Source organism: Atlantibacter hermannii (assembly GCF_009907385.1).
In the GTDB taxonomy this organism is placed as follows: Bacteria; Pseudomonadota; Gammaproteobacteria; order Enterobacterales; family Enterobacteriaceae; genus Atlantibacter; species Atlantibacter hermannii_A.
On the sequence record NZ_JAAATR010000025.1, the window covers coordinates 11,299 to 24,711 of the forward strand.

General features: G+C 55.2%; 12 protein-coding genes. 7 read left to right on the forward strand and 5 right to left on the reverse strand.

Annotation, left to right across the window (positions count from 1 at the left end; genetic code table 11):
- Positions 1–56 precede the first annotated feature (56 nt).
- Together GV764_RS07625 and mntS are read right to left on the reverse strand one after the other, a co-directional pair.
- Positions 57–1,643, reverse strand: a complete 1,587-nt coding sequence (locus GV764_RS07625; RefSeq protein ID WP_161659626.1) for a phosphoethanolamine transferase — start codon at positions 1,641–1,643, stop codon at positions 57–59.
- 315 nt (positions 1,644–1,958) lie between these two features.
- Positions 1,959–2,081 (reverse strand): manganase accumulation protein MntS, encoded by a 123-nt coding sequence (gene mntS, locus GV764_RS07630; RefSeq protein WP_161659627.1) that lies wholly within the window; start codon positions 2,079–2,081, stop codon positions 1,959–1,961.
- Between the two features lie 183 nt (positions 2,082–2,264).
- Here mntS and mntR point away from each other — a divergent pair, with 183 nt between their 5' ends.
- Both mntR and GV764_RS07640 read left to right on the forward strand, forming a co-directional pair.
- Positions 2,265–2,735, forward strand: coding sequence for a manganese-binding transcriptional regulator MntR (mntR, locus tag GV764_RS07635; protein WP_161659628.1), 471 nt, complete (start codon positions 2,265–2,267; stop codon positions 2,733–2,735).
- Entirely contained in the window at positions 2,736–3,848 is a 1,113-nt protein-coding gene (locus GV764_RS07640) for an SLC13 family permease (protein ID WP_161659629.1), read from the forward strand. It begins immediately after the preceding gene.
- Between the two features lie 89 nt (positions 3,849–3,937).
- Here the strand turns inward: GV764_RS07640 and tnpA are convergent, their stop codons facing one another.
- Both tnpA and ldtB read right to left on the reverse strand, forming a co-directional pair.
- Complete coding sequence (gene tnpA / locus GV764_RS07645; protein ID WP_161659630.1) at positions 3,938–4,375, reverse strand: IS200/IS605 family transposase; 438 nt, start codon at positions 4,373–4,375, stop codon at positions 3,938–3,940.
- 161 nt (positions 4,376–4,536) lie between these two features.
- Entirely contained in the window at positions 4,537–5,457 is a 921-nt protein-coding gene (ldtB, locus tag GV764_RS07650) for a L,D-transpeptidase (protein WP_161659631.1), read from the reverse strand.
- A 211-nt stretch (positions 5,458–5,668) separates the two neighbouring features.
- Here ldtB and GV764_RS07655 point away from each other — a divergent pair, with 211 nt between their 5' ends.
- Positions 5,669–7,264, forward strand: a complete 1,596-nt coding sequence (locus GV764_RS07655) for an ABC-F family ATPase (RefSeq protein ID WP_161659632.1) — start codon at positions 5,669–5,671, stop codon at positions 7,262–7,264.
- A gap of 40 nt (positions 7,265–7,304) precedes the next feature.
- Here GV764_RS07655 and GV764_RS07660 read toward each other — a convergent pair whose 3' ends face one another.
- The gene (locus GV764_RS07660) at positions 7,305–8,867 is read right to left on the reverse strand and encodes a TerC family protein (RefSeq protein WP_161659633.1); all 1,563 of its coding nucleotides are present in this window, start codon (positions 8,865–8,867) and stop codon (positions 7,305–7,307) included.
- Positions 8,868–9,184: 317 nt separating this feature from the next.
- On the opposite strand from GV764_RS07660, the gene GV764_RS07665 reads away from it, so the two are divergent.
- The 4 genes from GV764_RS07665 (at position 9,185) to wzc (ending at position 13,361) form a co-directional block, all read left to right on the forward strand.
- Positions 9,185–9,355, forward strand: a complete 171-nt coding sequence (locus tag GV764_RS07665; protein ID WP_161659634.1) for a hypothetical protein — start codon at positions 9,185–9,187, stop codon at positions 9,353–9,355.
- A 255-nt stretch (positions 9,356–9,610) separates the two neighbouring features.
- Positions 9,611–10,750 carry a polysaccharide export protein gene (locus GV764_RS07670; protein ID WP_161659635.1) on the forward strand — a complete coding sequence of 380 codons (1,140 nt, stop codon included), beginning with the start codon at positions 9,611–9,613 and terminating at the stop codon, positions 10,748–10,750.
- A 5-nt stretch (positions 10,751–10,755) separates the two neighbouring features.
- Positions 10,756–11,199, forward strand: a complete 444-nt coding sequence (gene wzb, locus GV764_RS07675) for a low molecular weight protein-tyrosine-phosphatase Wzb (RefSeq protein ID WP_161659636.1) — start codon at positions 10,756–10,758, stop codon at positions 11,197–11,199.
- A gap of 2 nt (positions 11,200–11,201) precedes the next feature.
- A complete protein-coding gene (gene wzc / locus GV764_RS07680) occupies positions 11,202–13,361 on the forward strand; it encodes a tyrosine-protein kinase Wzc (RefSeq protein ID WP_161659637.1) in 2,160 nt (719 codons plus the stop codon).
- The last annotated feature ends 52 nt before the right edge of the window (positions 13,362–13,413 follow it).

Sequence of the window (13,413 nt, forward strand, 5' to 3'; positions counted from 1 at the left end):
CGGTGATAATAAAAAATCCGCCTGATGGGCGGATTTTTTTTGCCTGCTGTAAACGGTTAGCGGGCGCGGGTTTCAAATACATCGCTGCCCAGATGATCGTAATCGACCTTACTGAGCTTGAAATTGGTGATGTAGACCGGCCCGGCCTTCTGGTCTGACAGGAACCGGTAGCGGCTGGAGATTTCTTTGGTTTTTATCCCCGTCCACTGGGAGAAAAATGTCAGGAAATCGTTAGCGCTGCGGCGCGCTTTAATCACCCGATGCGCTTTATCATCGCTGGACAGCACCATAAACGGCACCTGGAAATTTTGCTGGAACTGGTCATCGTGAGCCAGATATTGCACCTCTTTGCCGCGCTCCTTAAACGCCAGCCCGTGATCGGAAAAATAGACCATTGAGAAGCTCTGGCCGCTGTTCTGGAGCTGGCCATAAAGCTGTTTCAGCAACGCATCGGTTTGGGTCACGGTATAGAGATAGCACGAGGTCTCTTTCGACTGTACGAAATCGGCGTATTTTCCCTGCGTCCGATCACAGGCCTGCGGATGCGAGCCCATCAGATGCAGCACAATCAGCTGCGGCTGTGTGCGTTCAGTTTCCAGCACCTGGGCGGTCATCTTCAGCAGCGCTTCATCGCGAGTGTTTTTATCCGCTTCAAAATCACCGCTTTTCAGGAACTGCACTTCATCAGCGCGTTTAGCGATGCTGGCGATAGCGGTATCGTATTCGCCGATTTGCCCCTGATTGGAAAACCACCAGGTCTGAAAGCCGGCACGGTTGGCCAGGGTAACAAAGTTATCCTGAAACTGCGGTTTGCCATCCACCACGCGGTTTAACGTCAATCCGAGGGATTTCTGAGTAGACCCGCTGGCGGCGATATAATCGGTGAACAGCGTGCCATTAACCGAACTGGCGAATGGACTGTTGTTCCAGTGGCCGCCGAATGCACCCACCGCGTCGCGCCGTACGCTCTCGCCAATCACCACCACATAAGTATGATACTTCGGCTTAACGGCCAGCACGTTCCAGGAGTCTTTCATCTGCGACAGCTGGGCCATACGCTGCTGCTCGTCGATCACTTCCTGATTGTTGACTATCACATCTTTAACAAAGCGAAAAACAGGGTAGCCGGTATCTTTTAACTTAAACACGCCGCCCCAGGCGAGGTTTTGTAACGGCGCAACAAACACCGCCGCCACGCTGACCGCCAGGCACAAGCTGTCAACATGCCGCCAGGGCGAATTTTTGGCGATGGCTTTACGACGCAGCGCCACTACGCCCAGCGCGAAAATAAACACCGACACCAGATAGCTGTACCACGGGAAAATGGTCAGGATCTCGGTGGACTCTTCCATATTGGTGGAGTGCATCGCCAGCAGCGTGTTGAAATTCGGCGCGCCATAGGCCTGGCCGAAGGGGTAATACATCGCCGCCACCAGTGAACAGGTGCCGATCAGAACTTTTTGCCCCACCGGCATCGCGCGCCACAGCAGCAGTAAGACGCAGGTAAACGCCACCGCATACAGCAGGCTGAACGGATAACCCAGCGCGTAATTAATCAGTAAGGATTGCAGGAAGTAGAAAGCCATCCACGGATCGGGCATGAATCCACGGGCGGTTAAGGATTTTTTTAGCGTTACATTCATATCGCAACTTCAACAAAACGCCATGCGTGAACCCTGGCGTTAAGGGTATTGAGAGCCTGCCTGGGAGCTGGATAGAAGAGGGCGTGACCGCATCTGCGAGCCGCTTTGATTGCAGGGCTGCAAGAAGATAGAGCCTTGTCATAAGAAGATCAACTGGCGCTAACGGTTTGTTTTGCGAGACGGATTACAAAATTGCTCAGCGACGGGGCGCAAGCCAGAAGCGGCAACAAAGGGGGAAATAAAATAGACAAAAAAATTTACAAAATGATGACAGTTTCATCATAAGGGGCGCTGCCAGATAACAGCCTGACGCCGTTATTTGGCAGGGGCTTTCGGTTCCGGACGCCTGAAATAATCACAGATTAAATCAACCAGCAGCAAGCGGACCTGAAAAGGGGAGTGGCTAAACACGGATATGCACCTCTTGAATTCGTTCATGGGCTACCTCCTCGGTTCCGACATCGGTAAATCCATCACTGATGCGAATACATACAGATATAGCATAGGCTATATTCTATAGCTATGGCTAATTCGTTAATTTTTTGTGCTGGCGAGGCTGTGGTTTACAATGAGCGTTACGATCGAGATAACCGTATCGCGCCACAGTAATGAGGAAGCACAATGAGTCGTCGCGCAGGTAAGCCAAACAGTAAAAAAGTGACGCAACTGGTCAATGTCGAAGAACATGTTGAAGGGTTTCGTCAGGTTCGCGAAGCCCACCGCCGTGAACTTATTGATGATTATGTCGAATTGATCTCGGATCTTATCCGGGAAGTGGGGGAGGCCCGCCAGGTAGATATGGCGGCGCGGTTAGGCGTCTCGCAGCCGACGGTGGCGAAAATGCTCAAACGGCTGGCAACGGTCGGATTGATTGAGCAAATTCCCTGGCGCGGCGTGTTTTTAACGCCGGAAGGGGAAAAACTTGCCCAGGCGAGCCGCGAACGGCATCACATCGTCGAGCAGTTTTTGCTGAATATCGGCGTCAGCCCGGATACCGCCCGGCGCGATGCCGAAGGCATGGAACATCACGTCAGCGAAGAGACCCTCGGGGTATTCCAGCGTTTCAACGAACAACACGGCCAGGGACACTAAATGCTGCGGCAATTTCTCCGTCCCTTTTTACGCGACCGTTTCTTACACCTCTTATTACTGATTGGCCTGATTGTTAGCTTTTTTGTTCCCTTTGCCCCCGCGCGCTGGCCTGACGCGATTGACTGGCACACCATCATTACCCTGAGCGGATTAATGATGCTGACCAAAGGCGTCGAACTCAGCGGCTATTTTGACGTGCTGGGGCGGCGCATGGTGAAAGGCTTCGCCAGCGAGCGTCAACTGGCGATGTTTATGGTGTTCGGCGCGGCGCTGCTGTCCACTTTTTTAACCAATGATGTGGCGCTGTTTATCGTGGTGCCGCTCACCATTACCTTGAAAAAGCTGTGCGGCATCCCGGTTACCCGGCTGATTATTTTCGAGGCGCTGGCGGTAAACGCCGGTTCGCTGCTCACCCCCATCGGCAACCCGCAAAATATTTTGCTGTGGGGGCGCTCGGGCATGTCTTTTGCCGGATTTATCTGGCAAATGCTGCCGCTGGCCGCGGTACTGGTGCTCAGCCTGTTGATCCTGTGCTGGTGCTTTTTCCCGGCCAGGGCGCTGCATTACCAGGCGCGTGAACAGCAGCATCAGTGGAAGCCGCGCCTGGTGTGGAGCTGCCTGGTGCTGTACCTGGTGTTTCTGGCTTCGCTGGAGTTTCACGTCGAGCGCTGGGGATTGCTGGTCGTCGCAGCGGGTTTTTTGCTGATGGCGCGCAATGTGCTGGTGAACATCGACTGGAGCCTGCTGCTGGTGTTTATCGTGATGTTTATCGATGTGCATCTGCTGATCCAGCTACCGGCGCTGCGCGAAAATCTGCCTGGCGTAACTCAGCTCGCTCCCGGCGGGTTATTTTTGCTGGGCGTGGGGCTGTCGCAGTTTATCAGCAACGTGCCGTCCACCATTCTGCTGCTGAACTATGTACCGCCGTCAATGCTGCTGGCCTGGGCGGTCAATATCGGCGGGTTCGGCCTGTTGCCGGGATCGCTGGCGAATTTGATCGCCCTGCGGATGGCGGGCGATCGCCGCATCTGGTGGCGCTTTCACCTCTGGTCGCTGCCGATGCTGGCGTGGGGGATGCTGGCAGGATGGGGGTTACTCACGTTGCTGCGCTAGCGCAGGGCGTAAAAAACCACCTGCATAGCAGGTGGCATTGATTTCGCCCCATAGGGGCGTACTAAGTCCAGACTCTGAGAGCCTTCCCTTCACACCTCTTTTAGTGAAAGTTGGCTCTCTTCTATTTCATGCTTTTCCTGATACTTCACGTACTTCCTGATCATTTCTTCGTTTATACCTACGGTATCTACGCAGTAACCTCGTGCCCAAAAGTGATTTCCCCATAGCTTGTTTTTCCTTAGATAGGGGAATTTGCTAAATAAGCGGAGGGCTGTTTTACCTTTTAAGTGACCGATTACATGCGAAATCGAAAGTCGCGGCGGTACTTTTACCAGCAGATGGACATGATCCAGCTGTACATTCAATTCCACCACTTCTATCCCGAGCTGTTCACTTGAGATCCTTATCTGCCTGTAGACCTCTTTACCTACATTGTTCCTCAGGATGCGAAATCGGTACTTGGGCGTCCATACGATATGATATTGACAACACCAGAGCACATGAGATGCTTTCTGGAATCTACTCATGGTTAAATCCTTATCAGTTATGGGGATAACAGATTCGGATTTTCCCATGAGTAGCATTATTGGCAGAGCCAACTTATTGCTAACCACCTCCATAGGAGGTGGTGTTCATGCAGGGATAAAAAAAGAGCGGCTGATTAGCCGCTCTTTTCGTTACCGATGAATCAGTTCAAACGTACCGGCATACCGGAACGGTTTTGCAGCGCCTGTTCAACGATGCTCTGATCGGAATCCGGCTGGGTGGTCACCGTCTGGACCGCCTGGGTCAGGGTGATCGGCACCACTTCGTTGTTTTCAATCTGAGATTCGCTGGTGGACAGCGGGTTGTGGACTTCAATATAACGGCTGCCGTCTGGCTCAACGGTGGCTTTCACCGGCTCGTTGATAAACTGAACGCGAGTGCCGACCGGCACGTTCTCGAACAGGAATTTAATGTCGTCGTTACGCAGACGCACGCAACCGTGGCTCACGCGCAGGCCGATGCCGAAGTTGGCGTTGGTGCCGTGGATGGCATACAGGCGACCGATGTACAGCGCGTACAGACCCATCGGGTTATCCGGGCCTGCCGGGACCACAGCCGGAAGCGGCTCGCCCGCAGCTGCGTATTCAGCGTGCATCTTGGCGGTCGGCGTCCAGGTCGGGCCTGCTTTCTTACGTTCAACTTTGGTGATCCAGTTGATTGGGGTGTCTTTACCCAGCTGGCCGATACCGATCGGCAGAACGATCACGGTACTGGAGCCTTTCGGGTAGTAGTACAGACGCATTTCAGCGCTGTTGATGACAATCCCTTCGTGCGGGGTATCCGGCAGGATCAACTGCTGCGGGATATTTAAAATGGTGCCGCCTTTAGGCAGGTAAGGGTCCACGCCCGGGTTGGCTTCCGTCATATTGGAAAAACCCATCTGGTACTGCGCGGCGAAATATTCCAGCGGCTCGGTGTTGCCTTCCGGAATCGTGATGACCTGGTTTTGCCCGACAACACGGCTGCCGTCAGTCGGCAGAGGGTAGGTCACGGCATTGGCGGTTTTGCAAAAACCGATCACAGCGAAAGCTGCTACTAAAAGCGTGCGTAATTTCATGTTCATCTTGTGCAGTGTAGTCGAGCCTTACTCGGCGGTAGATTAGCGATTTCGGGGCGCATTATAGGTGGATTATTGCGCGCTGGGAAATCGGATGTGGATGATATCACATTTTTTTGCTTACCCTGCTAAGCATAGCAGGGGCGTTGCGGGGCGATTTAAATTCGGACTTATGGCATAATGCGGCGTTTATCACAATTTCTTGCAGGATATCGTCGTGTTAGTTACCAGCAACGTCACTATGCAGTTTGGCAGTAAGCCGCTGTTTGAAAATATTTCCGTCAAATTTGGCGGCGGCAACCGTTACGGCCTGATTGGCGCCAACGGTAGCGGAAAATCCACGTTTATGAAGATCCTCGGCGGGGATCTGGAACCGTCCCTCGGCAATGTGTCTCTCGATCCTAACGAGCGCATCGGTAAGCTGCGTCAGGATCAGTTCGCCTTCGAAACGTTCACGGTGCTCGATACGGTGATCATGGGGCACGGCGAGCTGTGGGAAGTGAAGCAGGAGCGCGACCGCATCTATTCCCTGCCAGAAATGAGCGAAGAGGACGGCTATAAAGTGGCCGATCTGGAAGTGCAGTATGGCGAGATGGACGGCTATTCCGCCGAAGCGCGCGCCGGTGAACTGCTGCTGGGCGTCGGTATTCCGGTTGAACAGCATTACGGCCCGATGAGCGAAGTCGCGCCGGGCTGGAAACTGCGTGTGCTGCTGGCCCAGGCGCTGTTCGCCGATCCGGACATTCTGCTGCTCGACGAACCGACCAACAACCTCGACATCGATACCATTCGCTGGCTGGAGCAGGTGCTGAACGAGCGTAACAGCACCATGATCATTATTTCGCACGACCGTCACTTCCTGAACATGGTGTGCACCCACATGGCGGATCTGGATTACGGCGAACTGCGCGTGTATCCGGGCAACTATGATGAATACATGACGGCGGCGACTCAGGCCCGTGAACGCCTGCTGGCGGACAACGCCAAGAAGAAGGCCCAGATCGCCGATCTGCAATCCTTCGTCAGCCGCTTTAGCGCCAACGCCTCTAAATCCCGCCAGGCGACCTCGCGCGCCCGTCAGATTGACAAAATCAAGCTGGAAGAAGTGAAGGCCTCCAGCCGCCAGAATCCGTTCATCCGTTTTGAACAGGACAAGAAACTGTTCCGTAACGCGCTGGAAGTGGAAGCGCTCACCAAAGGCTTCGACCAGGGCCCGCTGTTCAAGAATTTCAACCTGCTGATGGAAGTGGGGGAAAAGCTGGCGGTGCTGGGCACCAACGGCGTGGGTAAATCGACCCTGCTGAAAACGCTGGTAGGTGAACTGGAGCCGGAGCACGGCACCGTGAAATGGTCCGAAAACGCGCGCATTGGCTATTACGCCCAGGACCACGCTGCGGACTTTGACAACGATCTGACGGTATTCGACTGGATGAGCCAGTGGAAGCAGGAAGGCGACGACGAGCAGGTGGTGCGCAGTATTCTGGGCCGTCTGCTGTTCAGCCAGGACGATATCAGGAAGCCTGCTAAGGTGCTGTCCGGCGGTGAGAAGGGCCGGATGCTGTTCGGCAAGCTGATGATGGAGAAACCGAACATTCTGGTGATGGATGAACCCACTAACCACCTGGATATGGAATCCATCGAATCGCTGAACGCCGCGCTGGAAATGTACCAGGGCACGCTGATTTTCGTTTCTCACGACCGTGAGTTTGTCAGCTCGCTGGCGACGCGCGTGGTGGAGATCACGCCTGAGAAAGTGATCGACTTCTCCGGCGGTTACGAAGAGTACCTGCGCAGCAAAGGGATTGACAGCTAATCTGATGGCTGGCCTGCCTGCGCAGGCCAGCCTTTCGCCGTTATGACGCCTCGGCAGGATCCCGGGCGTAAATCATCACTTTCTGGACGCGATGATTATCCACTTCCAGCGTCTTAATCGCATAATCCCCTACCTCGACTTCTTCTCCCTCGGCAGGCACCCGTTGCAGGTACTCCATCAGCAGCCCGGCGATGGTGTGGTATTCCCGTTTATCATCCAGCGGCAGCGGCACAAACTGCACCAGATCCTCCAGCGGCATATGGCCATTGGCGGTCCAGGTGCCGTCCTGGTTGCGCTGGATATCGTGACGGGCATCGATCTCTTCCACCTCATTAGGCAGGTTCCCGGCGATGGTTTCCATCACATCGCTGAGCGTCACCAGCCCTTCGATAGAGCCAAACTCATCCACCACAAAGGCAAAGTGGGTGCGGGCGTTGCGGAACTGCTCCAGCGCGTGCAGCAGCTGTAGCGTTTCCGGGAACACCAGCGGCTGTTTCACCAGCGCGCCCAGATCGAGCGGTTTCCCCGCCAGCGACTGCTGGAGCAGGTCGAGGATATGCACCACGCCGAGAATTTCATCGTCAGCGGTGACCACCACGCGGGTGTGCTGATTACGGTCAAGCAGCAGGCGGATCTGCTCTTCGGGAGCGTTAATGTCGATATGCTCGATATCATGCCGCGAGGTCATAATGCTGCTGACGCTGCGCTGGTTCAGGTTCAGCACCCGGCCAATCATCAGCCGCTCCTGGCGGTTAAACACCGGCACACTGGCGGCGTCGGCCACCAGCGAGGCGGTTTGCGCGTCCAGCTCGGCTTTCTCATGTTTTCCGCTGATCAGATGCATTACCGCTTCGGCAGTGCGCTGGCGCAGCGACATGTTGGCCGACAGGAAGCGGCGGCGGTTAAACATCGCCAGCTGGTTGAGCCCTTCGATCATGATGGAAAAACCAATCGCCGCGTACAGGTAACCCTTCGGAATGGCAAAGCCGAAACCGTCGGCAATCAGGCTGAAGCCAATCATCAACAGGAAGCTCAGGCACAGGATCACAATCGTGGGATGGTTATTCACAAAGCGCGTCAACGCCTTGCTGGCTAACAGCATCAGCGAAATGGCAATCACCACGGCGGCCATCATTACGCCTAAATGGTCAACCATACCCACGGCGGTAATCACCGAATCCAGCGAGAATATGGCGTCGAGAATGACGATTTGCGCCACCACCGCCCAGAATTTCGCGCCGCGCCGCTGGGTGGGGTTTTCATGGTCTTTGCCTTCCAGCCGCTCGTTGAGCTCCACCGTGGCTTTAAACAGCAGGAACAGCCCGCCAAACAGCATAATCAGATCCCGGGCGCTGAACCCGTGGCCGTAGAGCACCACCAGCGGGCGGGTGAGCGTTACCAGCCAGGAGATGGAGGCCAGCAGTCCCAGACGCATCACCATCGCGAGGATCAGGCCGGTGATGCGCGCGCGGTCGCGTTGTCCTGGCGGCAGCTTCTCCGCGAGAATGGCAATAAACACCAGGTTATCAATACCCAGCACCAGTTCAAGCACGACCAGGGTGGTTAACCCCGCCCAGATCGAGGGATCGGCAATCCATTCCATAGAAAAACGTTTACCTGTAATGAAACAATGAAAGATAACCCGATCATGGTTAATGACGCCGAAAAATGCAATGCGAAGCCCCCTGATGAAGGGCGTACAGCAGCCTGTTACTGGCTGTACCGATGAAAAAGCGTGATTCGTCACCCCCGTGACGCCGTGGTGATAAGGCGCTTTATTACTCAGGTTTATTATTGTTGATCCTTTATTATTTATTTGCTTTCGAAGAAATAAGCCTGAGGATATTCCTAATAATAAATAAAGCGGCATATTAAATAATGGGCGTGTCAATGTGAGGCTAATCCTAAAAACGACTTTTTGTGGCGCTTCATATTAATCTTAAAAAAGCTTCTGGCGTATTTACAGGCTTGCCTGGCAAAATTTTAGCTGTAACAATCCTTGCGGTTATCAGGGGTGATGGAGCCTTTTTATTAATTGCCATTACGCCTTTTCATCAAACTGCAATAAATAACTTTCGCCAATTCGGATAATTCCAGTTAGCGCAGGGTTTTCATTAACATTCTGTTTTTACAGTGAGTTGGTAGCTGGAAGCCAGGGGCGGTAGCGTGCCTGGAGGCCCCCGGTAAGCTTTAATTACGCTGTCGAAACCTTCGTTTAATTAAGTCCGCTTTTAGGAATGATTCCAATTATTTTTATTGTAAATTCCGCGCATGGTTTATCGGCGTGTTGGGAAGCCACTTATTTATCCGACCGGAATTAATACTCTGCCAAAGTGAAAATAATCAATGACGAAACCAAGATTGAAATTGATGCCATTATTAATGTCGGTCGCCTTAATGAGCGGGTGTACGGTGTTACCCGGCAGTAATATGTCGACAATGGGCAAAGATGTTATTCGCCAGCAGGATGCCGATTTTGACCTGGATAAAATGGTTAACGTTTACCCGCTGACGCCGAGACTGGTTGAGCAATTGCGCCCGCGCCCGACTGTCGCGCAGCCGAATATGTCCCTTGACCAGGAGATCGCCCAGTATCAATACCGCGTTGGGCCAGGGGACGTGCTCAACGTTACCGTCTGGGATCACCCGGAACTTACCACTCCCGCCGGTCAGTACCGCAGCTCCAGCGACGCGGGTAACTGGGTTCAGCCGGATGGCACCATGTTCTATCCCTATATCGGTAAAGTGCATGTCGCGGGGAAATCCCTGTCTGAAATCCGTAGTGATATTACCGGCCGTTTAGCGCAGTACATCGCTGACCCGCAGGTGGACGTTAATATCGCCGCGTTCCGCTCGCAAAAAGCCTACATCTCCGGGCAGGTCAATAAATCGGGCCAGCAGCCGATCACCAACGTGCCGCTGACGGTGCTGGATGCCATCAACGCCTCAGGCGGCCTGACCGAAAACGCCGACTGGCGCAACGTGGTGCTGACCCATAACGGCAAAGAGCAGCGCCTTTCGTTGCAGGCGCTGATGCAAAACGGCGACCTCAGCCAGAATCACCTGCTGTATCCCGGCGATATTCTGTTCGTACCGCGTAATGACGATCTGAAAGTCTTCGTGATGGGCGAAGTGAAGAAACAGTCCACGCTCAAAATGGACTTCAGCGGCATGACGCTGACCGAAGCGCTCGGCCAGGCGGAGGGCATAGACCTCACCACTTCCAACGCCAGCGGCATCTTCGTGATCCGTCCGCTGAAAGGCAAGGGCAGCGCGAACGGCAAAATCGCCAATATCTACCAGCTTGATATGTCCGATGCCACCTCGCTGGTGATGGCGACGGAATTCCGCCTCCAGCCGTATGACGTGGTGTACGTGACCACCGCGCCGGTCGCACGCTGGAACCGTCTGATCAACCAATTGCTGCCGACCATCAGTGGCGTCCGTTATATGACGGACACGGCCAGCGATATCCACAACTGGTAACCGTTATGTTCAACAAAATTCTTGTGGTGTGCGTGGGGAACATTTGCCGTTCCCCCACGGCAGAGCGGCTACTGAAACACTATCAGCCCGAGTTAACAGTCGCTTCCGCCGGGCTTGGGGCGCTGGTGGGTAAAGGCGCTGATGAACGTGCCGCGCATGTTGCTGCTGATCATGCGCTTTCCCTGGAGGGGCACTGCGCCCGCCAGGTCACCGGGGCGATGTGCCGTGATTACGATCTGATCCTCGCCATGGAAAAGCGCCATATCGCGCGGCTGTGCGATATGGCGCCGGAGATGCGCGGCAAAGTGATGCTGTTTGGTCACTGGGATGAAGCGCGTGAAATCCCCGATCCGTATCGTAAAAGCGCCGAGGCATTCGAAGCGGTTTACACGATGCTGGACGATTCCGCCCGGCGTTGGGCGCAGGCACTGAAACCTCAGCAGGGATAACCATGACAGCAAAAATGAATGCCGCCTCCGCGACCGAAGGCAACGATGAAATTGATATCGGGCGCCTGATCGGCACCGTGATCGAAGCCCGCTGGTGGGTGCTGGGCATCACCGCCGCGTTCGCGCTGCTGGCGACGGTGTACGTTATGTTCGCCACGCCCATCTACAGCGCCGACGCGCTGGTGCAAATCGAACAAAACACCGGCAACTCCATCGTGCAGGACATCAACAGCGCGTTATCGGACAAACCGCCCGCCTCGGACGCCGAAATCCAGCTGATCCAGTCGCGGCTGGTGCTGGGCAAAACCGTTGACGATCTCAACCTGGACATCGCGGTCGAGAAAAACAGTTTCCCGCTGTTTGGCGCGGGCTGGGATCGCCTGATGGGCCGCCAGAACGATACGGTCGCGGTCGAGACCTTTACGCTGCCCGCCGGGATGGCGAAAGCCACCTTTACTCTCGAAGTGCTGGGGCCGCAGCAGTACCAGTTGACCAGCGACGACGGGTTTAGCGCCCGGGGGAAAGTGGGCGAGCCGCTGAACAAACAGGGCGTAACCCTGCTGGTGAAGGCGATTAAGGCGCAAACCGGCAGCGAGTTTACGATCACCAAATATTCCACCCTCGGCATGATCAATCAGTTGAAGAACAGCCTGACGGTCACTGAAAACGGCAAAGACACCGGGGTCCTGAGCCTGACCTTTACCGGCGAAGACCGGGATCAAATCCGCGCGATTTTAAACAGCATCACCCGCAACTATCTCGAGCAGAACGTCGCGCGCAAATCCGAAGAGGCATCAAAAAGCCTGGCGTTCCTGGCGAAGCAGTTGCCGGAAGTGCGCGCCCGGCTGGACGAGGCGGAAAATAAACTCAACGCCTATCGCCAGAAAAAAGATTCCGTCGATCTGCCGCTGGAAGCCAAAGCGGTGCTGGATTCCATGGTCAATATCGACGCCCAGCTCAATGAATTGACCTTTAAAGAGGCGGAAATTTCCAAGCTGTACACCAAAGCGCACCCGGCCTACCGCACGCTGCTGGAAAAGCGCCGCGCGCTGGAGGACGAAAAAGGGCGGCTGAACAACCGCGTTACCGCCATGCCGGAAACCCAGCAGGAAATCGTGCGTCTGACCCGCGATGTGGAATCTGGTCAGCAGGTGTATATGCAACTGCTGAATAAACAGCAGGAGCTGAAAATCACCGAGGCCAGCACCGTGGGCGACGTGCGCATCGTCGATGCGGCCATCGCCCAGCCGGGGGTGCTGAAACCGAAAAAAGGCTTAATCATTCTCGGCAGCATTCTGCTGGGCCTGATGCTGTCGATTGTCGGGGTGCTGCTGCGCTCGCTGTTTAATCGCGGCATTGAAAGCCCGCAGGTGCTGGAAGAGTCGGGCATCAGCGTATACGCCAGCATTCCGCTGTCGGAATGGCAGAAAGCCCGCGATAGCGTCAAAACCGTCAGGGGCGTGAAGCGCTTTAAGCAGAGCCAACTGCTGGCGGTGGGCAACCCGACAGATCTGGCTATTGAGGCCATCCGCAGCCTGCGCACCAGCCTGCATTTCGCCATGATGCAGGCCAACAATAACGTGCTGATGCTCACCGGGGTCAGCCCGTCAATCGGTAAAACCTTCGTCTGCGCCAACCTCGCGGCGGTGATCAGCCAGACCGACAAACGGGTATTGCTGATCGACTGCGACATGCGTAAGGGCTACACCCATGAACTGCTGGGCACCAACAACGTCAACGGCCTGTCGGACGTGCTGGCCGGGCAGGGGGATATCGCCTCCTGCGCGCGTCCCACCTCGATTGCCGGATTCGATCTGGTGCCGCGCGGCCAGGTGCCGCCCAACCCGTCGGAACTGTTAATGAGCGAGCGCTTTGGCGCGCTGATCGCCTGGGCCAGTAAACATTACGACCTGGTGCTCATCGACACCCCGCCGATCCTGGCGGTGACCGATGCCGCAATTGCCGGACGTCATGCCGGCACCACGCTGATGGTGGCGCGTTACGCCGTTAACACCCTGAAAGAGGTGGAAACCAGCCTGAACCGCTTTGAGCAGAACGGCATTGCGGTGAAAGGGGTCATTCTCAACTCCATCTTCCGCCGCGCCACCGGCTATCAGGATTACGGCTATTACGAGTACGAATACCAGTCGGACAGTAAATAACCCGCGCCCCGGTTCGCGCCGGGGCCTTTCGTCATCAACCGCTTTTTTTTCA

Excerpts from the sequence above, each read along its gene's own strand:
- GV764_RS07625 (WP_161659626.1), bottom strand. The coding sequence starts at position 1,643 with ATGAATGTAACGCTAAAAAAATCCTTAACCGCCCGTGGATTCATGCCC.
- mntS (WP_161659627.1), bottom strand. The coding sequence starts at position 2,081 with ATGAACGAATTCAAGAGGTGCATATCCGTGTTTAGCCACTCCCCTTTT.
- mntR (WP_161659628.1), top strand. The coding sequence starts at position 2,265 with ATGAGTCGTCGCGCAGGTAAGCCAAACAGTAAAAAAGTGACGCAACTG.
- GV764_RS07640 (WP_161659629.1), top strand. The coding sequence starts at position 2,736 with ATGCTGCGGCAATTTCTCCGTCCCTTTTTACGCGACCGTTTCTTACAC.
- tnpA (WP_161659630.1), bottom strand. The coding sequence starts at position 4,375 with ATGAGTAGATTCCAGAAAGCATCTCATGTGCTCTGGTGTTGTCAATAT.
- ldtB (WP_161659631.1), bottom strand. The coding sequence starts at position 5,457 with ATGAACATGAAATTACGCACGCTTTTAGTAGCAGCTTTCGCTGTGATC.
- GV764_RS07660 (WP_161659633.1), bottom strand. The coding sequence starts at position 8,867 with ATGGAATGGATTGCCGATCCCTCGATCTGGGCGGGGTTAACCACCCTG.
- GV764_RS07670 (WP_161659635.1), top strand. The coding sequence starts at position 9,611 with ATGACGAAACCAAGATTGAAATTGATGCCATTATTAATGTCGGTCGCC.
- wzb (WP_161659636.1), top strand. The coding sequence starts at position 10,756 with ATGTTCAACAAAATTCTTGTGGTGTGCGTGGGGAACATTTGCCGTTCC.
- wzc (WP_161659637.1), top strand. The coding sequence starts at position 11,202 with ATGACAGCAAAAATGAATGCCGCCTCCGCGACCGAAGGCAACGATGAA.